Here is a 24167-nt window from a genome sequence, read left to right as displayed (position 1 = left end):
AGGAGTAGGCGATGTTTTATCCAGAACCGGTCTCAAAGCTCATTGATGGTTTTATGAAATTGCCTGGCATCGGTCCCAAAACGGCTGGGCGGCTTGCCTTTTTTGTGCTCAATATGAAAGAGGACGACGTGCTTGATCTGGCAAAAGCATTGGTCAATGCCAAACGTCAGCTTCATTACTGCTCGGTCTGCAACAATATTACCGATCTCGACCCGTGTCATATTTGTCGGGACAAACGTCGCGACGGCTCGATCATCTGTGTGGTGCAAGAGCCGCGAGATGTGGTAGCGATGGAGAAGACGAGAGAGTTTGAAGGGTATTATCACGTTTTGCACGGGGCGATTTCTCCTATGGATGGGATCGGACCGGAGGATATTCGCATTCCTGACCTGTTGAAGCGCCTCGGTGACGAGCAGGTGAAGGAAGTCATTTTGGCGACCAATCCGAATATCGAAGGGGAAGCGACAGCGATGTACATTTCCCGGCTGATTAAACCTTTTGGCATTCGCGTGACACGTATCGCGCATGGCTTGCCAGTCGGTGGAGATTTGGAGTACGCCGATGAAGTCACGCTGACCAAAGCATTGGAAGGCAGACGCGACCTATAAAGGAAATTTAAAAAGTCGTCCTTTGATCACGATGTAGTTCTAGATGATCATTCGACATCGAAATTGGCGTTCACCTTCGAAGTCCGGTGCTCATGTAGGTCCCCTACACTCCGCTCCTCCTTCTTCAGGATCTCGCCACTTTCTCGGTGCTGAAAGGACGACTTTTTAAATATCGTCCTAGACATAGTACGATAAAGATAGAAAAGAAGACGGGGGCTGCCTGTCTTTTTTTCGTTCTAGGAGGAGGATGCGGTATGCCGGTTATTCGTATGGAGTTTTTGATACATGCACCGCAACAGGCTTGCTTCGATGCTGCCAGAAGCATTGATTTGCATATGGAATCGACCGCGAGCACGAAGGAGAGAGCGATTGGAGGAGTAACGAGCGGACTGATAAACCAGGGCGAGACGGTTACATGGGAAGCCATTCACTTCGGTATCAAGCAGAATTTGACGGTGAAAATCACAGAGATGGAGGAGCCGCGCTATTTCGTGGATGAGATGGTTGCGGGTGCATTCAAAAGGTTTCATCATACGCATGAGTTCATTTCGATAACGGACAATCAGACAAGGATGATTGATATTTTTGATTACACATCACCGTTGGGTATGTTGGGAAAGCTCGCTGATTGGATGTTTTTGGAGGCGTATATGACGCGGTTTTTGCGAACGCGCAATGAATATCTCAAGCAAGTGGCAGAAGCACAGATAAAAGCTTTGTAATCTTGATAGAAATGCCGGACTTTTTTGAATGGACGAGACATACAGTGAAATAGGAGCGTGAGGAGATGCTGACAGGACCAGGACTGTCGCTTGCGAGTGGGGTACGGCGACAAAAGTCCACTCCGTGGGCGATCATGCTGTTTATTGGGTATTGGCTCATGTTTGCTGCGGAGTTATCCATGATTCGTTTTCACAAGGGAGAAGACGGAAAGTGGGTCGCTACCACCGTTGGGCAACCGGAGGTATGGCTAGGATTACTTGCATTTGCAGTAACGGTATTTAGCTTCATTGCGACCGCTGGCTTCATTGTGAGCTTGCTCAAAGAAAGACGGCAGGCGACGTCATGGCTGTGGCAATATGACGAGCTTACAGGGAATGATGTGTTGCATATTGTAGCTTGGCTGCATGTGTTTCAAACGGGCGTACTGCTGTTGTATGGGTTTCTACTGGAAGGTCCCTTCTTTTCCACGGGCACGATCGGAGGCATATTGGAATCAGCTATTTTTCAACTATTCCTCTTGATTTTGATTCCGCTGTGGTTTCGTGGACGACTGGGGGAAATCGGCGTTCGCCGACCTGTACGATTAGGCCGGATGCTGTTGATGCTCGCTGCGCTGTTTCTTTTGATTGCACTGGTGATGGATGCGGTGGTGACGAACCCGATTGCGGACTGGCTTGGACTGTCTTTGTCATCAGAGCGAGAACAGCAGATCGAAAAAGAGATTGTGCAGGCGAAGGAAACAGATATTTTGGCGGCGCTCACCTCACTTCTGGTCATTGGTATGTTGGTTCCGATTGCGGAGGAGATTTTGTTTCGCGGCGTGATTCAGACTTATCTGGTTCAGAGAAACGGGCCAATTGTGGGTATCTTCCTGAGCAGTCTCTGGTTTGGGCTCCTGCACATGGATATCGCTCTGTTCGCTCCGCTTTTTGTCATTGGACTTTTACTCGGATTCGTTCGACATCGGTACCAATCGATCTGGGGAGCCGTTTTGCTGCATGCGGTGAACAACATGACAGGAGTACTTTACTACTTTCACTGAGGGGGAAGCTTGCAGGTGAGTAGGTGGAGAAAAAAAGCGCGGTACGTGGTGGAATGGAATGAAGCGAGCTTGGATGTAGCAGTCAATCAGGCGCGAATGGACTGGCAGCATGCCCGCCATCTTGTGGAGATCAGTGAACCGGATGGCGGTCTGGATGATGTCATTTATTATTTGCATGTGACCGAAAAACGGTATATGTATTTGCTCGCGCAAGCAAAGCGCGAGAGGAATCGCCAACAGGCATAGGAGGAAAGCCGATGACTACAGGGTGGGTTATAGCACTGATTGTAGTTGGAATTTTGCTGGTGATTGTCGCCAGCAAATCTGTCACGGGCCCGATCAGGTGGATTGGATTTGGGATCATGCAAGTCGTGATTGGCGCGCTACTGCTGTTTTTCACTAATCTGGTTGGAGAGTTGGCTAACTTCCACATCCCGATCAACCCGGTGACGGCTCTGCTCGTTGGACTTCTCCGATTGCCTGGATTGGCTGCGTTGATAGTCATCAAGCTATGGGTTATGTAAAGGTGGATCGATTCGGTTTATCCATCGGTAAGCAAAAAAGCAACGCCGCGATCCTCGTATTTCACCCGGCTACGGCTTGGCTGACGAAAGGAAGCTAGGAGGGCGAAGAGGCGTGGCAGCGCGACAATCAACGTTCCGCTGATCAAGGTGAGCGCGTATCCTTCCCAAAGCCACACATAAGCTCCGGCAGCTATTGCCATACTTCCCACGATTACCGTCAGCTCACTGCCCCGATAAATAGATAGCGGGATGGGAAGCGGATAGCCTGCTCCCCACCACGGAGAGACGAGCATATCGGCAGTTGTCATTGGCTTATGGCCGCGCAGAAGGGCATACAGTCGAAATAAGACCAAATGACTGATCGGTATCACGGGTAGAATAGCTAACGCCACAATCAACGTATAAGCGGGGACTTGGAGCATGAAAGAGTGCGATATAAGGGACAAGCCTATTAACAACAGTTGAAAAAGGTAGCCGACGAATCGCCAGCGAAAACGATAGAGCAGTTTGTAGCTATAGATCGTATGGGCGGCGGTTTCCTTCATGAGAAGTCACTTCCTTTTACAGCGGTCTGGATGAATGAAAGTCTGCGTTTCTATTATCGCACAGTCGCAAATCTTGAGAAAGCTCATACAACGAATGAAACAAGCCGTTTGTCTAACCTGATTAGACTGACGGCTTTTTCTTAATGAATGTTTTTATGGGAAGGATAAAAGGAATGAAATGCCATGAGGAGGAGGTCCTTTGTGTAAGGAAAGCGTGAGGCTGTGGGTTATTTCAGAGGAGGTCGTGACCAGACACGGCAGTGAACTCGGAGCATGTGGAATTGAGCTGGTTGCTTGCAACTCAGATGCCATACAAGAAGGCACCGATGGATTTCTGCTGACAAAAGAGAGTGATGGCAAGCTTTTGCAGGAAAGGAAGCAACAGCTGGGAACGAGGCCATGGCTCACACTTGTCTACGGAAGCGACGTGCCTTACGACTGGGCGAATACTTTACATAGCCAATACGAGCATACCGGGGAGCATGAGGTCATTCGCATGGCGTTTTTTACCCGGGATCGTGCTTTGCTTGGAGGGGAACCCAATGGGAGATGGATGCGGTTCCTCTGTAAGCTGCTCGCTCGTTACTCTCTGGTTACAATGGTATGCGGGATGCGCGAAGTGGATGAAGCGCTTCGGCAATTACCTCGCTATTTGGCGTGGAAGGAGCGGTTTTACATCGAACTTGGTGCCAGATGCGATGAGAAGGGAATTTCTCTGCTGCAAGTTAGTCGCGCGCTCGGTATGGACAAACGGGTCGGTCAGGGCTGGCTATACCCTTCCCGCCAAGACTCTTCCCTCATAGCTCGATGGCTCGAAAAAGAATGTAGGCTCGTTCTACAAAAAGCGAATATACAGCGGATTGTTCTTTGGGGAGAGTATGCGCTATGGGAGCAAATGCCAGTAGGCTGGTTGGCTGAAAAAGACGTTGCGGTGTACCAGGGGGAGGACAAGCCAATTCCGAACAAAAGGATGACTGGTTGGACGTTATGGGATTCGTGGCAGGACGCTGTAAAGGATGCAGATTTGCTCGTGATCGGGAATGCAGTGGGAACGACCATTGCTGAGCTGCCGTTACCCGAGCTGGCTAGCGGGATGAGGCAGTCCTACGTCATTGATGCGGCAGCTTGCTTCCCGGTTCAAGAAGCCCAGTCCTACTTCCAAGCCTACCGAGCTATCGGCGAAAACACGAACGTTTGGGAATGATGCTGATTATAATGGGGTATAATGGTTGGTATATTGAGAAAAAGGGCAGGCGTTTTCACTATGGAAAAAGTTGCTCAGCGATGTATCGTCTGTGAACAGGAGCAGAATGACGGAATCGCCATTTGTGAGCAGTTTATCTGTCAGCGGTGCGAACAGGAAATGGTCAATACCGATGTACAGGATGAAAAGTATCCGTTTTTTATTCATCAGATGAGACGCATTTGGTTGCGAAAAGATGCGTGAAGAAAGAAGGCATCGGTGCATTCCGGTGTCTTTTTTTTGCTGGACTCATGCGTGTCCAAATCATGCTAAAATAGGGGAATAAAAATAAAGGACGTGAGTCGCGTCGTGTTGGAGAGAGATGTTGAATTTCGGGAGCGACAAAAGCGTGCGCCCCTTTATGAACAGCTTGAACGGCACGCCAAGCATCGGCCGCATCCGTTTCATGTGCCAGGACATAAAATGGGCCATAGCTTTGACAACCATGCCAAAAATCGCTTTCAAGACATATTGGAGCTGGATGTAACGGAAATTAGCGGGACGGATGACCTGCATCAGCCACAAGGTGTCATTGCAGAAGCGCAGGCTTTGGCAGCACAAGCCTTCTATTCGGAACAGACCAAGTTTTTGATCGGAGGAAGTACAGTAGGAAATATCGCCCTCATCATGACGGTATGTCGGCCGGGCGACAAGATTCTCGTACAGCGCAATTGCCATAAGTCTGTATTCAACGGCATTATGATGGCGAGAGCAACCCCGATCTTTTTAGTACCTGCTGTCGATCTGGCAACAGGAGTCGCTGCGGGCGTAAGGCGCGAAGATGTAGAGCGTGCGCTGCTTGCACACCCCGAGGCCAAGGCAGTTTTTTTGACGAATCCTACTTATTATGGAATGGGTATCGATTTGGCGAAAATGGCGGCTACCGTCCATCGGTTTGACGTACCGCTTTTGATAGACGAAGCTCATGGTGCCCACTACGGGTTCCATCCTGCATTTCCGCGTTCTGCTATGCAGGAAGGTGCAGATGCTTCGGTCCAATCGACACACAAAATGGGAACGGCGATGACGATGTCCTCGATGTTGCATATTCAGGGGGAACGGATTGATCGTGAACGGTTGTTCCGTCATCTCGCTATGCTTCAGTCTTCCAGTCCATCGTATGTGCTGATGGCATCACTCGATGTAGCTAGACGTCATCTGGCATTGGAGGCGACCGAAGAGTGGAACAGGTTGTTGCCGCTTTTGGACAAGTTTCGGGAGCGACTCGATCGATTGGAGTGGCTGGATTGGCCGCGACTGTCCACGAACAGCGTATACACTACGCTTGACCCGTTGAAGCTGTTTTTCCATTTGCGAACGGCCAGGTTCAGTGGATTTGAGTTGCAGAAACGGATGGAAAAGCACGGTATTTTCTCGGAACTGGCGGATGACTCTCATGTACTTCTCGCAGCCTCGACAGGAACTTCCTCCCGTGACTTGGATGCTTTGTGGAGACTGCTTGAATCGATGGCGCCACAAGTAGAACCGGGGGAGGAGCGCATTTTTTTGACGGGAGTCGTGTCTTCCCATTATTTGCGCGAGCAGGCACTGCCGATGCATGAAGCCGTTGACTGCCCGAGGGAGTCGATTCTTTTGGATCACGCTCTGGGGCGAATTGTGGCAGAGATGGTGATTCCTTATCCGCCAGGGATTCCAGTGCTGGTACCAGGCGAGCGGATCGATGAAGAAAGTCTGGCGATGCTGAAGGAATTGGCGAGAGGACAAACGCGATTCCATGGTGTACAGGACGACCAGCTACAAACGATACAGGTTTTACGATAATCTAAGCAACTGGCCTGCTATAACAGGGGTGGGAGGAGTATGGAAGTGGCAACAGGAAAGAAAGGCCGATTTATTACAATAGAAGGCGGAGAAGGGGCTGGGAAGTCCACCGTCATCGCCAAGCTGTACGAAGAACTGAAAGCGCGGGGAGTCGATGTGCTTTTGACTCGTGAGCCCGGTGGAATTGATATCGCGGAAAAAATTCGGGAAATTATTTTGAATCCGGCCCACACGCAGATGGATGAAAGAACAGAGGCTCTCTTGTATGCAGCAGCACGTGGGCAACATTTGGCGGAAAAGGTGTTACCTTCTTTGGCAGAGGGTAAGCTGGTACTGTGCGACCGTTTTATTGACAGTAGTCTAGCCTATCAAGGACATGCGCGGGGATTGGGCATTGAAGCAGTCTACCAGATTAACCGATTTGCTGTCGGTGATTGCATGCCGGAATTGACCTTGTTCTTTGATGTACGGCCCGAAATTGGATTGGCGCGGATTAATGCCTCCCGTGGGCGCGAAGTGAATCGTCTCGATCTGGAAGGGATGCGCTTCCATGAGCTTGTTCGGGAAGGGTATCAGCTGGTAATGGAGCGCGACCCAGAGCGCTTTGTCGTGATTGATGCCGAACTGCCGATGGAACAGGTCTATCAATCTGCATTACAGGCACTGCTTGATCGATTATAGGTTCCCAGTACCGCAGGATGATGTACATGCTGTATAATATGTCTAAGCAAAATATCGTACCAAGCCTACGTATTTTTCATACAATGAAGAAATCAAAGTGGGAATTGATCATGGGAGAAAGGGTGATAGCCGATGAAAATGGTAGTTGCGGTCGTCCAAGATAAAGATAGTGGTCGTCTGTCTCAACAACTGGTGAAAAAAGGTTTTCGTGCTACGAAGCTGGCTAGTACGGGTAGCTTTTTACGCGCCGGTAACACAACTTTTTTGATCGGTACGTCTGACGAAAGCGTGCCGGAAGTAATCGACATCATTGCGCATAATTGCAAATCCCGCAAACAAATGGTCACTCCCGTCTCTCCACTCAGTAATGCTGTAGACTCGTTCATGCCATATCCGCTGGAAGTACAGGTGGGTGGTGCGGCAGTTTTCGTATTGGATGTCGGAGAGTTCCACTCATTTTAAAGTGGTTCCTTCTCTCTTTTTTCGTAACTTTCGTATATACTTGATCTCACGGGGGATAAACCCTGTATTGGATCGGGCGACGGAGGTGGCGATATGAAAATCAGTGATGGGTTACGGCCTAAACTGGACTTGATCAAAACGACGGATTCACGCAAGAATCCTCAACTGGAAAAGCTGAATTTTGGCACGATGATTCAAGGAGAAGACGAACGTATGTCTCAGGAGAAGCTTACTCGGCTACTGACTGACATAGACAGGCAGGGACAGATTCTTGCTCGTTCACGCGCCGTTCGCGACTTCTATGCTTATAAAAATCTCGTCAAGCAGTTCATGGAAGAGGCTGTGAAGTTCGGTATTGCCTTAGACGACAGACGAGGAATGAATCGGCGTGGCCGCAGCAGGCTGTACAAAATCGTCAAAGAGGTCGATGCAGAGCTGCTCAAACTAACAGATGAGCTCTTGAGCGAGCAGGCACCAACGATTGATTTGTTAGCCAGGATTGGCGAAATCCGCGGCATGTTGATCAATTTGTATTTTTAGTGGGTGTGAAACCATCATGACATGGACCCGTTTTTCTCAGCAGCCACGAGCACAAGAACTGCTGTATCATAGTTTGCGCAACGAACGACTGGCACACGCCTACTTATTGGCGGGTCCCAAAGGTTCAGGCAAAAAGCAGATGGCCCTGCATCTGGCGAAGTCCCTTTTTTGTCCGGAAAGGGAGGCAGACGCCTGCGGGGCCTGTGTTACATGCAGGCGCATAGAGGGTGGCAATCACCCGGATGTGTTGTTTATTACGCCTGATGGAGCTTCTATTAAAATCGACCAGATCCGTGCGCTGCAAAAAGAAATGGCGATGCGCGCCGTCGAGTCGGCACGCAAGGTATATATCATCGAGCACGTCGATAAAATGACGACACAGGCTGCCAACAGTCTGCTCAAGTTTCTGGAGGAACCGCCAGCAGGTGTACTGGCACTGCTTTTGACAGAGCACAGCCATGCGATTCTTCCCACGATTTTATCTCGATGCCAAATCGTTCAATTTTCCCCACTTTCTGCAGAATCGATTGCGGAAAAGTTGCGTGCAGAGGGCGTTTTGGCGGGAATGGCGCAGGTTGCTTCCCACATTACGACAAATGTGGAAGAAGCCATGACACTCAGCCAATCAGAATCGTTTGCACAGCTAAGAAATCTAGTGATACAATTGGTGCAGGAGTGCAAACAGCGCAATTCATCTGCACTCTTAACGATCCATGATATGTTGCAAAAGAGCGACAAAAGTAAAGAGGAACTACCCCTCTTTTTAGATTTGCTCATCCTTTGGCTGCGCGATATCCTGTATTTGCAAGTAGGCAGGCATGCCCATCTCATTAACAGCGACCAACAGGATGTGCTGCAAGGACAAGCACTGGTATGGACAAAAGCTGAGCTCTTGCGTGGGATAGATTTGGTCATGGAGACGAAAAATCGGATAGAGCGAAATGCCAACGCACAGTTGGCTCTTGAGCGGTTGGTTCTTCAATTCCAGGAGGGATAACCCTTGTACGAGGTTGTTGGGGTCCGCTTTAAGAAAGCGGGCAAAATATATTACTTCGACCCTGACCGACTGCCGATTGAGCAAGACTGCACCGTCATCGTTGAAACGGCGCGAGGGGTCGAATTTGGCAAAGTCGTCATTGGCAAAAAAGAAGTGGCTGAGTCTGATGTCGTATTGCCGCTGAAAAAGGTCATTCGAATGGCAGATGAGCGAGATGCAAAACAGGTGGATGAAAACAAGCAAGCCGCCAAGAATGCTTTTGCTGTTTGTCAGACGAAGATCAAAGAGCACAAGCTCGACATGAAGCTAGTCGATGTGGAATACACGTTTGACCGCAACAAGATTATCTTTTATTTTACTGCTGACGGCCGGGTTGATTTCCGTGAGCTGGTAAAAGACCTCGCCTCTGTATTCCGTACCCGGATTGAGCTTCGCCAGATCGGTGTGCGTGACGAAGCCAAAATGCTCGGCGGGATCGGGCCTTGTGGTAGGTTGCTTTGCTGTTCGACGTTCCTCGGCGATTTCGAGCCTGTCTCGATCAAAATGGCCAAGGACCAAAATCTTTCGTTGAATCCAGCTAAAATCTCCGGTCTGTGTGGCCGGTTGATGTGCTGTTTAAAATACGAGAACGACAACTATGAAAGCTCGAAGGAAGAGATGCCAGACGTTGGCAAAGTGGTCACCACCCCGATGGGGAATGGACGAGTCGTTTCCGTAAACGTACTTGATCAATCTGTCCAAGTGGAGCTTTCAATCGACAAACGCGTCACTGAATTCGGATTGGATGAGATTGCGATAGGTCTCCCCACCTTTGAATAAAGCGTGGGGGTAGGGGAGAGGTGAGCTAGTGGACAAACGGGAAATCTTCGTCAAGATGGCGAGCATTGAAGAACGTATTGGCGACCTTTATAAAGAAATTGGTGAACTGAAAGACGTCATCGTTGTTTTGATGGAGGAAAACGCCCAATTACTCGTTGAAAACCAGCACCTTCGCAACCGACTAGACAGGAAAAAGACCGTCTCCCAAGCAAAACAAAAGGGAACAAGCCCTGTCGCGAAGGAAAAAGCCAAAAAGGCAGTGGTCGGAGAAGGATATGACAACCTCGCCCGTTTGTACGCGGAAGGATTTCATATTTGTAATGTGCATTTCGGCAGCCTGCGAAAAGAAGGGGATTGCCTGTTCTGTCTCTCATTCCTGAGCGGCGGCCCTCAAAAATAAGCGGTGAGTAACCAGCACCACATGAAAAAGCGACCTGGGCAACGTGTCAGGTCGCTTTTTTCCGGATATGAATAATAAGACAAGAACAAAAGGGAGTACGAGCCGTAGATGGAACCTGTCACCAACGTGCCGCTTTATGAAACAGAGCGCATCGATGATTTATTGACACATGAAATGAAAATAATCCAGAGCCACGAAGTGTTTTGCTTCTCGATGGATGCGGTTCTTTTGGCGCGATTCGCATCGGTGCCAAAACGCGGAAAAGTATTGGATATGTGCACGGGCAATGGAGCTATACCGCTCATTATGACCACGCGTACGCCAGAGGCCAGTTTTGATGGAATCGAAATTCAAGAGCGTTTGTTCAGTATGGCGAGCCGCAATGTTATATTAAACGGCTTGGACGAACGGATTACGATGCATCACGGTGATGTGAAGGATGCAGTGTCGTTGTTCGGGCATGGGAAGTACGATTTGATCACATGCAATCCGCCGTATATGCCTGCGACGAGCGGGGAGCAAAATATCAGCGAGCACTTTGCGATCGCTCGGCATGAGATTATGCTGTCTTTGGAGGATGTCATTCGTGTGGGGAGTCAGTTGCTCAAAAACGGCGGGAAGTTGGCGCTCGTGCATCGATCCACACGTTTGATCGACATCGTTTCGCTTATGCGCCAATACGGCATCGAGCCGAAACGGATGCGTCTGGTTTATCCGCGTAGGGAAGCAGAGCCGAATATGGTTCTGATCGAGGGAATAAGGGGTGGAAAGCCGGAGCTGAGAATTCAGCCACCGCTGATTGTATATGAAAATGGAGAGCAATACTGTGAAGAGCTACAGGAAATCTATTATGGCAGACGAGATTCCCTCGAGTAAGAGTCACTATGTCTACATCCTGTCTTGTGCAGATGGGACACTCTACACTGGATATACGACAGAACTGGTCCGTCGCTTGGCTACTCATAATGAAGGAAAGGGTGCCAAGTATACGAGAGGTCGCGGGCCAGTCGAGCTGCTTTATTGGGAAGAAGGAGCAGACCGTTCATGGGGTCTCAAGCGCGAAGAGAGCATCAAACGATTGTCGCGAAAGAAAAAAGAAGAATTGATTGGAGGGGCCTCCGAATGAATGTACAACGCAGTTTTGCGTCAGAAGAAGCAGGAGTCCTTTATTTGGTGGCTACACCCATCGGCAATCTCGATGATATCACGGTGCGCTGTCTAAATACGTTGCGTGAAGTCGATGTCATCGCGTGTGAAGATACGCGCCAAACGAGAAAGCTGCTGAATCATTTTCAAATCGAAAAACGTACAGTCAGCTATCACGAGCATAATAAGGAAGCAAGTGGGAATGGGTTGTTGCAGTGGCTAGCCGAAGGGAAGAAGATTGCCTTGGTGAGTGACGCTGGCTTGCCGGCAATTTCCGACCCGGGTGCGGATCTGGTACGAGATGCGACCGCAGCGGGATTCCCTGTCATCCCTGTTCCAGGCGCCAATGCGGCATTGACAGCTTTGATCGCTTCCGGTCTTCCTACTGATCGCTTTGTATTTTGCGGATTTATGGGACGCGAAAACAAAGAAAGACGCGAAGAACTGGAACGACTGAAGCGATATTCAGAAACGCTGATTTTTTATGAAGCTCCCCATCGGGTGGAAAAGACGCTTGCTGCCATGCGGGAAGTGTGGGGGAATCGGCGAGCTGTCCTGGCAAGAGAGCTGACAAAGCGCTACGAGGAATTTGTGCGTGGGACGTTGGACGAACTGTTGGAATGGCTCAGAAGCGGCGAGGTGCGCGGTGAGTTTTGTGTCATTGTCGAAGGAAACACCGGGCCGTTGGAAGCCGAAGTCGATGATTCATGGTGGCAATCGCTGAGTATCGTGGAGCATGTGGATCATTACTGCGCACAAGGCATGGGGAAAAAGGAAGCCATCAAGCAAGCAGCCGATGATCGAAACGTATCCAAACGAGATGTTTACAACGAATATCATCGCGAATGAAGTCAATGAGTGAGCGACAAGGTTGTTTTTCTTCCGAGCCTTGTTGCAGAAGAAATAGCAAACAAATAGCCTTCGCGAGGCTTGTCCTCACGAAGGCATGTTTATGTAATGATATGATGTTAGCGTTTAACAGGCATTTCAGTCAGGCAATCTTGGCATACAATTTTACCTTTAAAATGAGATACTTTGTCAGCGTTTCCACAGAAAATACATGCAGGCTCATACTTTTTCAGGATGATGCGCTCTCCGTCAACATAGATTTCCAAAGCATCTTTCTCAGCGATACCCAAAGTGCGGCGCAATTCGATTGGAATAACAACACGACCCAATTCATCTACTTTGCGAACGATACCGGTTGATTTCATCATAGTTAAAATCTCCTCCCAAAATCTGTATATGTCGATGCTATTGTTAAACGCTCATCATTTATCGTCAATATTCGACATTTTCTGTTGGGATAATCATACCAGCCATTCCCAAAGGTGTCAACATGATTTTGACAATTCCTTGAAAAGCAAAATGTTTTTTCAAAACGAAAACGCTGTTAAATCGGTGTTTTTCGAAATGTTGGAAGCGATATGGAAATTTTTATGGATAAAATTTACTGGAAGTATTGGGTGTCGAATAAGTCGACGAATGTCGAATTACAATATGGCGTTTCGACAAAAACCCCAAGTTCTCTCTTTTTTTCTTGTATTTTGTAAAGTTGTTATGAAGTGCGACAAAATCCCTCAGTAAATTGGGGTAGCGGAGGATGTTTACAAAACGGGTTGGTCGTGTACAATAGAGGATAAATGCAGCAAATGATAGCAAACGACCATGATGGGAAGAGTAAGCCGATCCTCCTTATTTCAGAGAACCGGGGTAGCTGAAAACCGGTATAAGCGAGCAAGCTGAACATGGACCCTGAGTCTTGCAAATGAACAGTGACGGGATTGACCGTACTCAGTAGTTTGTGACGTATGCCCACGTTACGGGTCGAGTCAAGTTTTGACTCACCAAGTCCGTTATCCGCGAGGGTACGGAGTGTTTGGGTGGTACCGCGAGATAGAGCTCGCCCCAATTTTTTTGGGGTGGGCTTTTCCTTATTTATAAACGTATACAGGAGGGGAATAGTTGCAATGAAGCCTACTTACTACATTACAACACCGATCTACTATCCAAGTAACAAGCTCCACATCGGTAACGCTTACACTACAATCGCATGTGATGCCTTGGCACGTTACAAGCGTTTGCGCGGCTATGATGTGTATTACCTGACAGGGACAGACGAGCATGGTCAAAAGCTTCAAGAGCGTGCAGCCGAGGATGGCAAACAACCGCTCGAATTCATCGACCCCATTGTCGATTGGGTAAAGGATCTGTGGAAAAAACTGGATATCTCTTATGACGATTTCATCCGTACCACAGAGCCTCGCCATAAAGATGTCGTACAAAAGGTGTTCCAGCGCCTGCTCGATCAAGGTGATATTTATTTGGGCGAGTACGAAGGCTTCTACTGTGTGCCTTGCGAGGCGTTCTGGACAGAAACCCAAGCGAAGACGGACAACGGATATGCTTGCCCAGACTGCGGTCGCGAAGTGAAAAAAGTGAAGGAGAAAAACTACTTCTTCCGCATGTCCAAGTATCAGGACAGACTGCTTGCACACATTGAAGCAAACCCTGACTTTATTCAACCGGAGAGCCGCCGCAACGAAATGATCAACAACTTCCTGAAGCCAGGTCTCCAGGATTTGTCCGTATCCCGCAGTACATTTGACTGGGGAATCAAGGTGCCAAGCGATCCAGAGCACGTTATTTACGTATGGATTGATGCATTGACGAACTATATTTCTGCTCTCGGCTATTTGTCCGAGGATGACAGCAAATACCGTAATTTCTGGCCGGCCAATGTTCACATGGTTGGAAAAGACATTTTGCGCTTCCATACGATCTACTGGCCAATCCTGTTGATGGCACTGGATATTCCGTTGCCAAAACAAATTTTTGGTCATGGCTGGCTCCTGATGCCAGATGGAAAAATGTCAAAATCCAAGGGCAATGTTATTGATCCGAAGGTTTTGATCGACCGTTACGGTTCTGACGGTGTTCGCTACTTCCTGCTTCGTGAAATCAACTTCGGTCAGGATGGCATCTTCACGCCAGAATCGTTCGTACAACGCCTGAACTACGACTTGGCTAATGACATCGGAAACCTGCTGAGCCGAACCGCTACGATGATTGAGAAATATTTCGATGGTATCGTTCCAGCTCCACAGGATGCAGGAGAGCCAGATGACAGCTTGATCGGTCTCGCGATGAAAACAAAGGCGTTGGTGGAAGAGCACATCGAAGAAATGCGCTTCTCCAATGCATTGGCTCACATCTGGGAGCTGGTAGGACGTACGAACAAATACATCGATGAAACAATGCCTTGGAACTTGGCAAAATCCGAAGAAACCAAAGGTCGCTTGGCAACAGTTATGTACAATCTGGTAGAGAGCATCCGCATCAGCTCCGTGCTGATTCAACCGTTCATGACTAAAGCACCAGCGAAAATTTGGGACCAACTGGGTATCTTGGGTAATGCAGAAGCGACGAGCTGGGAATCTGCCGCTGTATGGGGTGGACTGCCTGCTGGAAGCACCGTTAGCCGCAAGGAACTGCTCTTCCCGCGTCTGGACGTTCAGGCCGAACTGGCATTCATCGATGATTCGACAGCAGAAGCGCGTCGTCAAGCAGAGGAAAACAAGAAGAAGCAAGCAGCTTTGAAAGGGGAAGCACCTGTGAGCGAAACGAACACCAACCAACCAGAAGCAGCGACAGACAAACCTGCTGATGCAAAAGAAGAAATCAGCATTGACGATTTTGGAAAAGTAGAGCTGCGCGTCGCACAGGTAGTGGAATGTGCAAAGCATCCAAATGCTGACAAACTGTTGGTTCTGCAATTGGATCTGGGCTATGAGAAGCGTCAGGTTGTTTCTGGTATCGCGAAATACTACTCGCCAGAGGATATGGTCGGCAAAAAAGTGATCCTCGTAGCCAATCTGAAGCCAGTGAAGCTTCGTGGTGAACTGTCTCAAGGCATGATCTTGGCAGCGTCGGCAGGAGATCAGTTGACACTCGCGACTGTTGATCCAAGTATGCCAAACGGAGCAATCGTGAAGTAACGAGGGCAAGGAAAGGAAGGACCCATCTTGTTATTTGAAACCCATGCTCATCTAAATGCGAAGGAATTCGATGAAGATCGTGCGGAGGTCATTACTCGTGCGCAGGAAAACGGCGTCAGTACGATTGTGAACATCGGATTCAACGCTGAAACAATTCCAACCTGCATGGATTTGGCTCATGCCTATGACTTTATTTACGCCGTCATCGGTTGGCATCCGCAAGACGCCAAGGACATGACAGACGAACACCTAGAATGGATCGAGGAACTCAGTCGTGATCCGAAAGTAGTGGGATTGGGTGAAATGGGCTTGGACTACTACTGGGATACGTCGCCTCGTGATGTGCAGGCAGAGGTATTCCGCAAGCAGATTCGTCTAGCTCGCAAGCTCGACATGCCGATCATCATTCACAATCGCGATGCGCACCAAGACGTTTTGACGATCCTTAAGGAAGAGAAAGCAGCAGATGTTGGCGGCATTATGCATTGCTTCTCTGGCAGCTGGGAAACAGCGAAGCAGGCACTGGACATGAATTTTTATATTTCGTTCGGTGGTCCGCTTACGTTCAAGAATGCCAAGCAGCCAAAAGAAGTAGCGGCGAAGGTACCGCTAGACAAACTGTTGATAGAGACAGATTGCCCGTATCTCACTCCGCATCCTTTCCGCGGAAAGCGAAATGAGAGTGGATATGTGCGCTACGTCTGCGAAGAAATGGCGAACATTCATGGTTTGTCTTATGAGGAAATGGCACAAATTACCGCAGACAATGCCAGACGTCTTTTTCGGATGAATGGTTAAGTAAAACGGGAAATCACGATTGATCACGTGATTTCCCGTTTTTTCGTGTCAGGCACCCCGGTTCTACTCCATTTTGTCGACGCATACGATGAACAATGTGTCGAACGATTATTGTCCATCCGACATGGCTTCTCGACAGGTTTCTGCTACCATTCGCCATGCCTATTTTGCTAGTCTGGTACCATTATCGCTTCAGCCAAAAGGGAGGGTAAATTTGACAAAGCCGGGAAAGTGAAATACAATCAAAGCCGACCTTGTGAAGTACCGGCCACTTCCAGAATATTAGTGCAATTACATCGACCCTTACCTGGCTAGACAAGAAGAGCCTCGTGCTTTTCTAGGAAAAGGAGTGTGGGAAATGGAGTTACGCGCGATATGGGAAAGGTATAAGAATCGTGGGCTAGTCATGTTTGGCTGCCTTGCTCTTGTGCTCGTTCCCATGATTGGCTATTTCTCTGCCCAGGCTACTCAGCCAAAACAGGTCACTTTTTCGTTGGACGGAGAAAGCAAGACGGTCGCTACAAAAGCCAAGACCGTTGAGCAGTTCTTAACCGAGCGAAACATTACGGTAACGGAAAAGGATTCCCTTCAACCAACACCTGAGACGAAGCTAACAGACGGAGCACTCATTACTTTATATACGACCTGGTCCATACCAATCCAGGTTGACGGGCAGAAAAAAACGATAGAGACACTTAGTCGTGATGTTGCTGGTGCGTTGAAGGACGGCGGCATCGTGCTAGGTGAGAAGGACCGGGTAGAACCGGCATTGACCGCTGCAATTACCAAGGACTCCTCGATCAGCGTAAAGCGGGTTGTCGAGAAAATGGTAAAAGTCGATGAGCGAGTCGCCTTTCAAGAAATACGCAAAAATGATCCAGCGCTTGAAAAAGGTAAGACCCGCGTATTACAGAGCGGGCAAGAAGGTAAGGCAATTGCACACTATAAGCTAGTCATGGAAGATGGAAAAGAAGTCTCCCGTGATCTGGTCAAAAGAGATGTACTTGTACCGAAGAAAGATAATGTTGTAGCCATGGGTACCGCAGTCCCAATGTTGCAGAAAAAGGGTCAACCAGATCGGGTCCTGGTTGCTTCTGCAGCTGGTCCGGTTTCGCGTGGTGGAAAAGTGTTTAGGCCGAAAAAAGTACTGAACGGGGTTACCCTGACTGCTTATACTCCTTCGGGAGGTGGCAAACACCCAAGCTCGCCGGGCTATGGACGCACATCGACAGGGGTAAAAGCCAAGACAGGTCACACCATCGCTGTAGATCCTAAAGTCATTCCGTATGGATGGTGGGTGTACATTGAAGGTGTTGGGTATCGTCGAGCTGAAGATACGGGTGGTGCCATGAAAGGTGGCAAAATCGACGTATTCGTAGGCACGGAGTCCGAGGCGAGGAAATTCGGTCGCAAGCGAAACAAAACTGTATATATCATTGGACCACAGAAGCCTTAGGACAGGAGCGATTGCTCCTGTTCTTCTGTTTCCTCCAAGGTTATTGTGATAAGCTGTTTGTTAGTTAGACGATCCTTATTTACCAAATGTTTCATGTCATTTGGGCTTTGGGTACGGTTTTTTTTGGAACACTAGTATCGTACCGACTTTGTACGAAAGTGGGAGCACATGATGAAGATCAAGGAAGTCATCGTGGTGGAAGGACGAGACGATACCGCAGCAATCAAGCGTGCGGTTAATGCCGATACAATTGAAACTGGCGGTTCTGCCATTCATAAAAGAACGATTGAAAAAATCAGGCTGGCGCAACAAAAACGCGGTGTTATTATTTTTACAGACCCTGATTATCAAGGGGAGCGCATCCGCAAAATTATCAGCAAGTCGGTTTCAGGCTGCAAGCATGCATTTATTACTCAGGAGGACGGTACCAAAAAGGGCGACATCGGCGTCGAAAACGCCACACCTGACGTGATTATTCGTGCGCTCTCAGAAGTGCGTACCGAAATGGCGGAAACGGCTGGAGAGATTACCTCTGACGATTTGTTGACAAATGGCCTTACGTCCGGAGTAGATGCCAAAGAACGTAGAATCAAGCTGGGAGAAGCATTAGGGATCGGATATGCCAACGCCAAGCAAATGCTGCAACGTCTCAATGCCTTCCAAATCAGTCGAGCAGAATTCGAAGCGGCCATTACGGCCATCAACAAAGAGAGGGAGTAAGCCATGACCCAAATAGCGGGCAAGGATATTGCCACACCTACGCGTACAAAAGAAGTATTGGAGAAGTACGGCTTTTCTTTTAAGAAGAGTCTGGGCCAGAACTTCCTGATAGACACCAACATTTTACATAATATTGTTTCGGAGGCAGACCTGACCAAGGAAAAGGGAGCGATTGAAATTGGGCCCGGTATCGGTGCGCTGACGGAACAATTGGGACGAGCAGCCAAAAAAGTGATGGCGATCGAAATCGACCAACGTCTTTTGCCTATTTTGCAGGACACGCTGTCGCCCTATGAAAATATCGAAGTCGTTCATGGGGACGTATTGGAGCTGGATCTGAAGACGTTAATAGAAGAAAAGATGGCAGGAGTGGAAAAGCTGAGCGTAGTGGCGAATCTGCCCTACTATGTGACGACACCGATCCTGATGAAGCTGCTGGAAGAGAGATTGCCCCTTGAAAACATCGTGGTCATGATTCAAAAGGAAGTGGCAGAAAGAATTGCAGCCAAACCAGGAACGAAAGACTATGGCTCTCTATCGGTCGCAGCTCAATTTTATGCAGAAACAGAAGTAGCGATGATTGTGCCTGCTAGCGTGTTTATCCCGCGTCCGAATGTCGACTCGGCAGTGATTCGCTTAAAGGTAAGAGATCGTCCGCCAGTGGAAGTAGACGATCAGAATATGTTTTTCCGGGTGGTACGCAGCTCGTTTGCACAGCGTCGTAAGACATTGTTGAACAACCTAATGAACGGACTGTTTCCTAAAACCCAAAAGGATGAAGTAATACAGATGCTCACTGACATCGGGATCGATCCGACCCGGCGTGGTGAAACACTCAGTTTGGACGAATTTGCCCGCCTAGCGAACGAAAGTATGCGCCGCGGACTGATTACGTAAATCGTGTAGACGACCCCCTTATTTTTGGGCGAGATCTCCCAAGAATGGGGGTTTTTGCGTATTTAAGCCCTTTATGCATATTATTTGACAAATATCTACGTATTTTATGAAAAAAACCCCGTTGACAAAATATCTGCAGGGTTGCTATAATTTTTTATTTCTTTGACAAAATATAAGGGAGCTGTTATAATAGATGTAAGCGAGGTGGATGGAACAATGGCAAGAAACGCGTTACTTGACATTAAACGTAGTTTAGACGGACACATTGGTGAGCGCATCCTGCTGAAGGCTAATGGCGGTCGCCGCAAAACCGTTGAACGTAGTGGCATCCTCGAAGAAACTTACCCATCTGTGTTTGTGGTAAAGCTGGATGACGACCAACTCTTTGAGCGGGTATCTTACAGCTATGCTGACATCTTGACGGAAACAGTAGAATTGACGGTGTGCCGCGAAAACGAGCACATCCGCATCACATTTGTACAACAGTAGAGCCCTTTTGGGTTCTACTGTTTTGTTTTTTATATCGAAAAGCTCTGAACATTTGGGTGATGCAATGAAAAAAGACTGCGTGGAGCACACTAAGCCTGTCAACGAGAAGGAGGGTGCTATGGGTCGCAGACGAGGACTGATGTCAGAGCAGTTTAAGATGGAACTGGCCAAGGAGCTTGGGTTTTACGATACGGTAAAAGCCGAGGGTTGGGGAGGCATCACGACACGGGACGCGGGTAACATGGTTAAGCGCGCTGTTCAGCTTGCTGAGGAAGCGTTAGCCGCTAAGCGATTGTAACGTTTGGGGTTTATCGTAGGGACGTTTCTCACCATATAAACACTCGTTGACAAGGCCGGGGCATCCCGGCCTTTTTTCTATAATGAGAGCTGAATTTTCGAAATACCCATAATGATTTCGATCCTATTCTTTTTAATTGATCAAGTGGCATGGGTGAGTTTGCCTATGCTACAATAAGAGACTAGGAAATTTAGAAAGTAGGTAGAGGTGAACTACGTGCGTATCTCGGTCAAAGCTCCGGCCAAAATTAATTTGACTCTCGACGTGCTTGCCAAACGGCCGGACGGTTATCACGAAGTAGAAATGGTGATGACAACCGTAGACTTGGCAGATCGTGTGGACATGACTCTACGCGAAGATGGTGAGATTACGCTGGACTGTTCTGCCAGCTTCGTACCGGATGATATCCGTAACCACGCATATAAAGCGGCAACGCTCATGAAAGAAAAATTTCAAGTACGCCAGGGCGTACACTTGTATATCGACAAGCAAATTCCGGTTGCGGCTGGACTGGCAGGCGGGAGCAGTGATGCAGCAGCAACACTGCGCGGCTTGAACCAATTGTGGAATCTCGGGCTGACCAAAGATGAGTTGGCTAAAATCGGAGCGGAAATTGGCTCTGATGTGCCATTCTGCGTTTATGGAGGAACAGCGCTGGCGACAGGGCGTGGCGAACAGATTGCGCATCTGGGAGCGCCTGCACCGTGCTGGGTCATTCTAGCGAAGCCTCCTATCGGGGTATCTACACCGGATGTATACGGAAACCTGCGTGTGGCCCAGATCGATAATCATCCCGATACCAAACAAATGCTGCAAGCCATCGCGACTCAAGACTTTTCACTCATGTGCCAATCTCTTGGGAATGTGTTGGAGAACGTCACACTCTCGCTCCATCCACAAGTAAGGCAGATCAAGGATCTCATGATCGCTTCGGGAGCAGATGGTGTCCTAATGTCTGGTAGCGGTCCTACTGTGTTTGCTCTTGTGCAAAAGGAAGCGAAAGTACATCGGATCTACAATGCGTTGCGAGGTTTTGTCAAAGATGTGTTTGTTGTCCGAATGTTAGGCGCTCAAGATGGGGAAATACTTGCATAAACCCGTATGGAAATGATACATTAACAGCATAATATTCGGTTTTGGAGGAAGAGCCATGAAGAAATTGCGCAGAAGTGCACGTCTGGTTGACATGACGCAGCACTTGCTCGCCCATCCCCATACGCTGACTCCTCTCACTCTGTTCGCGGAACAATACGGCGCAGCGAAATCATCCATCAGTGAAGACTTGTCTATCATCAAAGAGGCTTTTGAAGTCCAAGGGGTAGGCTTGTTGAAAACGGTGGCGGGAGCGGCAGGCGGAGTGAAGTATATTCCACAGGTAAAGACGGAAGAGGCCCTTCACTTCATGCGCGAACTGATCGGTCAACTCGCTAATCCAGAGAGACTTTTGCCAGGTGGATACTTGTACATGTCCGACATTCTCGGAAATCCACAAACGATGGCGAAGATCGGAAAGCTCTTTGCAACCGCTTATGCGGATAAAAATGTGGATGTCGTTATGACGGTGGAAACAAAGGGGATTCCGCTTGCGTATGCGACGGCTATGTTTTTGAATGTGCCTGTTGTGATTGTGCGCCGTGACAACAAGGTGACGGAAGGTTCAGTAGTGAGCATTAACTATGTATCGGGTTCCAGTAAACGAATTCAAACCATGTCACTCGCTCGCCGCGGTTTGGCCGAGCAGTCTCGCGTCCTCATTGTGGACGACTTTATGAAAGCTGGCGGGACACTGCGGGGCATGATTGATCTGTTACAGGAATTCCGTGCAACCGTAGTAGGATGCGGCGTACTGGTAGAAACGACAGCGGATGTTTCTGAGCGTTTGGTAGATGAATATGTATCGCTTGCAAAACTGCAGGATGTAGACTTCAAGGGCAAGCAAATCGAAATAGAGCTGGGCAGTTTTTTTGAAAATAGAGGGGAGTAGATAGGTATGGCAATCTCTTTTGTTTCAACTGACAAGGCTCCTGCCGCTATTGGTCCTTACAGCCAAGCTGCAAAGGTAGGTCCATTTCTTTTTGCATCAGGTCAGATTCCTCTGCGTGCGGACGGCACTTTGGTAGAAGGTGACGTCGTGGAGCAAACCCATCAGGTTTTTTCCAACATTCAAGCAGTACTGGCAGAAGCCGGTGGCAGCCTGACTAACGTAGTGAAAGCGACCGTATTCATCAAGGACATGAATGATTTTGGTCAACTGAACGAAGTGTACGGCCAATATTTTGGCGATCATAAACCAGCTCGTTCCACTGTAGAGGTGGCACGTCTGCCGCGTGATGTAAAAGTTGAAATCGAAATCGTAGCTTATATCGGATAGAAAAAAATGGAAAACAGCCTGATGCCATGCGCATTGGGCTGTTTTTTGTACTTGCAGAAAAAGTTTCCAAAAAATGACATAAAAACATATTTATATATTTTTTCAAAAATTGCATAATGATAAGCAGGAATATTTACCCAGCGAGTGGAAATAATCCTAAACGCGTTACATAGATAAAGGGAGTGAACTAGATGGAAGTAACAGACGTAAGACTGCGCCGCGTGAATACGGATGGTAGGATGAAAGCGATTGCATCCATTACAATCGACCATGAATTTGTGGTTCATGATATCCGTGTCATTGACGGAAATAATGGTATGTTTGTAGCTATGCCGAGCAAGCGCACACCAGATGGAGAATTCCGTGATATTGCCCATCCGATTTCTTCGACTACTCGTGAAAAAATCCAGGCAGCAGTTCTCACAGAATACGACCGCGTAGGTCAAGAGGAAGAGAGCACTATCGAAGCTGGTGCTTAAAAAGTACTATACACAAAGCACCCTGTCACTTACGGCAGGGTGCTTCGGCGTCCTTTAGCCATAACATTTTTTTAGCTCGTTCAAAATAATTTCTCGGTCCATTCCTTCCCCGATGAAGACAGCGACCATTTTCGGTCCGAAATTTTCAAAAGGGAATAGGAGCACTTGATTATCGGTATGTTGAAAAGAGATCAGCTCGGGCTTTCCGTGGAACTGGACGTAGCCTTTTGCTCGATAGACGTTTTTGGGGAGATCGTATAGAAAGTCCTCGAATTTTTTCGCGTCTACTGGTCCGGTGAATGCATAGGAAAACGTTTCGATACTATTGTAGAGTGAGGGCTGGCTTGTTTTCAGGCCAAGGGATTGCTTGAGCCTGTCCATCGTTGACATTCGGCCGATGCTTTTCTGTACAGCAATGGGGCGGTTCGTCTCGTTGCCTGGCGACCGCTCATGGATGGTGCGTTTGACAGACAAAAGCCGGGAGACTTCTATTTCTGCCTGAACAGTAGAGTGTATCGGTGCAGTCGGATTGATTTCAATGAGCTTTTGCTTGACCCGCTCTACGACATCAGGACTGGTCAAATCGGTTTTGTTCAAAAGAAGCAGGTCTGCGTAACGCACTTGGTTTCGAATCGTTTTGACCAGAGTGGCAGTCGAAGAGAAGCGTGAGTTGAGGTCCAGAAAGCGAGAGGCGTCGACAACACTGATGGTCCCTTTTAACTCCAGTCGATCATACAGCTCTGGATGGGTAATCGTATCGATAACATCAAGCGGATCGGCTACGCCAGTAGTCTCGATGAGGATTCGGTCTGGCGCAATGGCGTTCATAATATCTTTCAAGCTTTCTGTGAGCTCACCCTTGATCGAGCAGCATATGCAGCCATCGAGCATTTTTTTGACGGGAAAGCCGAAGCCTTGCAATTGTTCCCCGTCGATATCTTCCTCCCCCATTTCATTCATCAAGACGACTACCTTCTGGTCTTGGATGCGCAAATGAGTCAGCCATTTTTGTAAAAGGGTGGTTTTTCCGCTCCCTAAATATCCAGTCAGCAAGTATACCTCTGCGCTCATCTAATCTTACCTCCTTCAAATAACCCCTTTCGCCCAACAATATATCACATTTCTTTCAGAAAATTAAATGTTGTCTGC

The 24167-nt window shown here is 48.4% G+C and carries 31 protein-coding genes; 28 read left to right on the top strand and 3 right to left on the bottom strand.

Going from position 1 to position 24167, the window contains the following annotated elements; all coding sequences use genetic code 11:
- The first annotated feature begins 11 nt into the window (after positions 1 to 11).
- The 5 genes from recR to C7R93_RS01510 all read left to right on the top strand — a co-directional run bounded on the left by recR (position 12) and on the right by C7R93_RS01510 (position 2897).
- Positions 12 to 608 carry a recombination mediator RecR gene (gene recR, locus C7R93_RS01530; RefSeq protein ID WP_012683846.1) on the top strand — a complete coding sequence of 199 codons (597 nt, stop codon included), beginning with the start codon at positions 12 to 14 and terminating at the stop codon, positions 606 to 608.
- A gap of 254 nt (positions 609 to 862) precedes the next feature.
- Positions 863 to 1330 carry an SRPBCC family protein gene (locus C7R93_RS01525; protein ID WP_106837150.1) on the top strand — a complete coding sequence of 156 codons (468 nt, stop codon included), beginning with the start codon at positions 863 to 865 and terminating at the stop codon, positions 1328 to 1330.
- Between the two features lie 65 nt (positions 1331 to 1395).
- Positions 1396 to 2373, top strand: coding sequence for a CPBP family intramembrane glutamic endopeptidase (locus C7R93_RS01520; protein ID WP_106837149.1), 978 nt, complete (start codon positions 1396 to 1398; stop codon positions 2371 to 2373).
- A gap of 15 nt (positions 2374 to 2388) precedes the next feature.
- Positions 2389 to 2619 (top strand): DUF2508 family protein, encoded by a 231-nt coding sequence (locus C7R93_RS01515; RefSeq protein WP_106837148.1) that lies wholly within the window; start codon positions 2389 to 2391, stop codon positions 2617 to 2619.
- Positions 2620 to 2630: 11 nt separating this feature from the next.
- Positions 2631 to 2897, top strand: coding sequence for a pro-sigmaK processing inhibitor BofA family protein (locus C7R93_RS01510; RefSeq protein WP_106837147.1), 267 nt, complete (start codon positions 2631 to 2633; stop codon positions 2895 to 2897).
- A gap of 17 nt (positions 2898 to 2914) precedes the next feature.
- Here C7R93_RS01510 and C7R93_RS01505 read toward each other — a convergent pair whose 3' ends face one another.
- Positions 2915 to 3442 carry a hypothetical protein gene (locus C7R93_RS01505; RefSeq protein WP_106837146.1) on the bottom strand — a complete coding sequence of 176 codons (528 nt, stop codon included), beginning with the start codon at positions 3440 to 3442 and terminating at the stop codon, positions 2915 to 2917.
- Between the two features lie 199 nt (positions 3443 to 3641).
- On the opposite strand from C7R93_RS01505, the gene C7R93_RS01500 reads away from it, so the two are divergent.
- The 12 genes from C7R93_RS01500 to rsmI all read left to right on the top strand — a co-directional run bounded on the left by C7R93_RS01500 (position 3642) and on the right by rsmI (position 12361).
- Positions 3642 to 4646 (top strand): hypothetical protein, encoded by a 1005-nt coding sequence (locus C7R93_RS01500; protein ID WP_244191419.1) that lies wholly within the window; start codon positions 3642 to 3644, stop codon positions 4644 to 4646.
- Positions 4647 to 4706: 60 nt separating this feature from the next.
- On the top strand, positions 4707 to 4889 hold the full coding sequence (locus tag C7R93_RS01495; protein ID WP_007719893.1) for a sigma factor G inhibitor Gin: 183 nt from the start codon (positions 4707 to 4709) through the stop codon (positions 4887 to 4889).
- 105 nt (positions 4890 to 4994) lie between these two features.
- Complete coding sequence (locus C7R93_RS01490) at positions 4995 to 6467, top strand: aminotransferase class I/II-fold pyridoxal phosphate-dependent enzyme (protein ID WP_106837197.1); 1473 nt, start codon at positions 4995 to 4997, stop codon at positions 6465 to 6467.
- A 39-nt stretch (positions 6468 to 6506) separates the two neighbouring features.
- Complete coding sequence (tmk, locus tag C7R93_RS01485) at positions 6507 to 7148, top strand: dTMP kinase (RefSeq protein WP_106837145.1); 642 nt, start codon at positions 6507 to 6509, stop codon at positions 7146 to 7148.
- 132 nt (positions 7149 to 7280) lie between these two features.
- Entirely contained in the window at positions 7281 to 7610 is a 330-nt protein-coding gene (locus C7R93_RS01480; protein WP_007719896.1) for a cyclic-di-AMP receptor, read from the top strand.
- A 93-nt stretch (positions 7611 to 7703) separates the two neighbouring features.
- Entirely contained in the window at positions 7704 to 8150 is a 447-nt protein-coding gene (locus C7R93_RS01475) for a YaaR family protein (protein WP_007719898.1), read from the top strand.
- Positions 8151 to 8166: 16 nt separating this feature from the next.
- Positions 8167 to 9147, top strand: a complete 981-nt coding sequence (gene holB, locus C7R93_RS01470) for a DNA polymerase III subunit delta' (RefSeq protein WP_106837144.1) — start codon at positions 8167 to 8169, stop codon at positions 9145 to 9147.
- 3 nt (positions 9148 to 9150) lie between these two features.
- Complete coding sequence (locus tag C7R93_RS01465; protein WP_106837143.1) at positions 9151 to 9966, top strand: PSP1 domain-containing protein; 816 nt, start codon at positions 9151 to 9153, stop codon at positions 9964 to 9966.
- 28 nt (positions 9967 to 9994) lie between these two features.
- Positions 9995 to 10366, top strand: coding sequence for a DNA replication initiation control protein YabA (yabA, locus tag C7R93_RS01460; protein ID WP_106837142.1), 372 nt, complete (start codon positions 9995 to 9997; stop codon positions 10364 to 10366).
- A 108-nt stretch (positions 10367 to 10474) separates the two neighbouring features.
- Positions 10475 to 11242, top strand: coding sequence for a tRNA1(Val) (adenine(37)-N6)-methyltransferase (locus tag C7R93_RS01455; protein ID WP_106837141.1), 768 nt, complete (start codon positions 10475 to 10477; stop codon positions 11240 to 11242).
- A complete protein-coding gene (locus C7R93_RS01450) occupies positions 11217 to 11492 on the top strand; it encodes a GIY-YIG nuclease family protein (RefSeq protein ID WP_106837140.1) in 276 nt (91 codons plus the stop codon). Before C7R93_RS01455 ends, C7R93_RS01450 begins: the two co-directional genes overlap by 26 nt.
- Positions 11489 to 12361 carry a 16S rRNA (cytidine(1402)-2'-O)-methyltransferase gene (gene rsmI / locus C7R93_RS01445; protein WP_106837139.1) on the top strand — a complete coding sequence of 291 codons (873 nt, stop codon included), beginning with the start codon at positions 11489 to 11491 and terminating at the stop codon, positions 12359 to 12361. The genes C7R93_RS01450 and rsmI overlap by 4 nt, the downstream gene beginning before the upstream one ends.
- 119 nt (positions 12362 to 12480) lie before the next feature.
- On the opposite strand, the gene C7R93_RS01440 is transcribed toward rsmI, so the two are convergent.
- The gene (locus tag C7R93_RS01440; protein ID WP_007719913.1) at positions 12481 to 12729 is read right to left on the bottom strand and encodes an AbrB/MazE/SpoVT family DNA-binding domain-containing protein; all 249 of its coding nucleotides are present in this window, start codon (positions 12727 to 12729) and stop codon (positions 12481 to 12483) included.
- A gap of 753 nt (positions 12730 to 13482) precedes the next feature.
- Between C7R93_RS01440 and metG the strand changes: the two genes are divergently transcribed.
- The 11 genes from metG (at position 13483) to spoVG (ending at position 23018) form a co-directional block, all read left to right on the top strand.
- A complete protein-coding gene (gene metG / locus C7R93_RS01435) occupies positions 13483 to 15510 on the top strand; it encodes a methionine--tRNA ligase (RefSeq protein WP_106837138.1) in 2028 nt (675 codons plus the stop codon).
- A gap of 27 nt (positions 15511 to 15537) precedes the next feature.
- Positions 15538 to 16308 (top strand): TatD family hydrolase, encoded by a 771-nt coding sequence (locus tag C7R93_RS01430; protein ID WP_106837137.1) that lies wholly within the window; start codon positions 15538 to 15540, stop codon positions 16306 to 16308.
- Positions 16309 to 16666: 358 nt separating this feature from the next.
- Positions 16667 to 17764 carry a 3D domain-containing protein gene (locus C7R93_RS01425; protein WP_106837136.1) on the top strand — a complete coding sequence of 366 codons (1098 nt, stop codon included), beginning with the start codon at positions 16667 to 16669 and terminating at the stop codon, positions 17762 to 17764.
- A 171-nt stretch (positions 17765 to 17935) separates the two neighbouring features.
- Complete coding sequence (gene rnmV / locus C7R93_RS01420) at positions 17936 to 18484, top strand: ribonuclease M5 (RefSeq protein WP_106837196.1); 549 nt, start codon at positions 17936 to 17938, stop codon at positions 18482 to 18484.
- A 3-nt stretch (positions 18485 to 18487) separates the two neighbouring features.
- Positions 18488 to 19381 carry a 16S rRNA (adenine(1518)-N(6)/adenine(1519)-N(6))-dimethyltransferase RsmA gene (rsmA, locus tag C7R93_RS01415; RefSeq protein WP_106837135.1) on the top strand — a complete coding sequence of 298 codons (894 nt, stop codon included), beginning with the start codon at positions 18488 to 18490 and terminating at the stop codon, positions 19379 to 19381.
- Positions 19382 to 19597: 216 nt separating this feature from the next.
- Positions 19598 to 19870, top strand: a complete 273-nt coding sequence (gene veg, locus C7R93_RS01410; protein WP_005830485.1) for a biofilm formation stimulator Veg — start codon at positions 19598 to 19600, stop codon at positions 19868 to 19870.
- 118 nt (positions 19871 to 19988) lie between these two features.
- Positions 19989 to 20168 (top strand): small, acid-soluble spore protein, alpha/beta type, encoded by a 180-nt coding sequence (locus C7R93_RS01405; protein WP_017246937.1) that lies wholly within the window; start codon positions 19989 to 19991, stop codon positions 20166 to 20168.
- 216 nt (positions 20169 to 20384) lie between these two features.
- Complete coding sequence (gene ispE, locus C7R93_RS01400; protein WP_106837134.1) at positions 20385 to 21263, top strand: 4-(cytidine 5'-diphospho)-2-C-methyl-D-erythritol kinase; 879 nt, start codon at positions 20385 to 20387, stop codon at positions 21261 to 21263.
- A 55-nt stretch (positions 21264 to 21318) separates the two neighbouring features.
- Complete coding sequence (purR, locus tag C7R93_RS01395) at positions 21319 to 22152, top strand: pur operon repressor (protein ID WP_007719934.1); 834 nt, start codon at positions 21319 to 21321, stop codon at positions 22150 to 22152.
- 6 nt (positions 22153 to 22158) lie between these two features.
- Positions 22159 to 22539 (top strand): RidA family protein, encoded by a 381-nt coding sequence (locus C7R93_RS01390; protein ID WP_106837133.1) that lies wholly within the window; start codon positions 22159 to 22161, stop codon positions 22537 to 22539.
- A gap of 191 nt (positions 22540 to 22730) precedes the next feature.
- On the top strand, positions 22731 to 23018 hold the full coding sequence (spoVG, locus tag C7R93_RS01385) for a septation regulator SpoVG (protein WP_007719936.1): 288 nt from the start codon (positions 22731 to 22733) through the stop codon (positions 23016 to 23018).
- 54 nt (positions 23019 to 23072) lie between these two features.
- Here spoVG and C7R93_RS01380 read toward each other — a convergent pair whose 3' ends face one another.
- Positions 23073 to 24089, bottom strand: a complete 1017-nt coding sequence (locus C7R93_RS01380; RefSeq protein ID WP_106837132.1) for a CobW family GTP-binding protein — start codon at positions 24087 to 24089, stop codon at positions 23073 to 23075.
- Positions 24090 to 24167 lie beyond the last annotated feature (78 nt).

Origin of the sequence: Brevibacillus fortis (assembly GCF_003013395.1) — a bacterium.
GTDB lineage: Bacteria > Bacillota > Bacilli > Brevibacillales > Brevibacillaceae > Brevibacillus > Brevibacillus fortis.
Note: the sequence above shows the minus strand (reverse complement) of the source record. Positions and strands in the feature narration are given on the sequence as shown.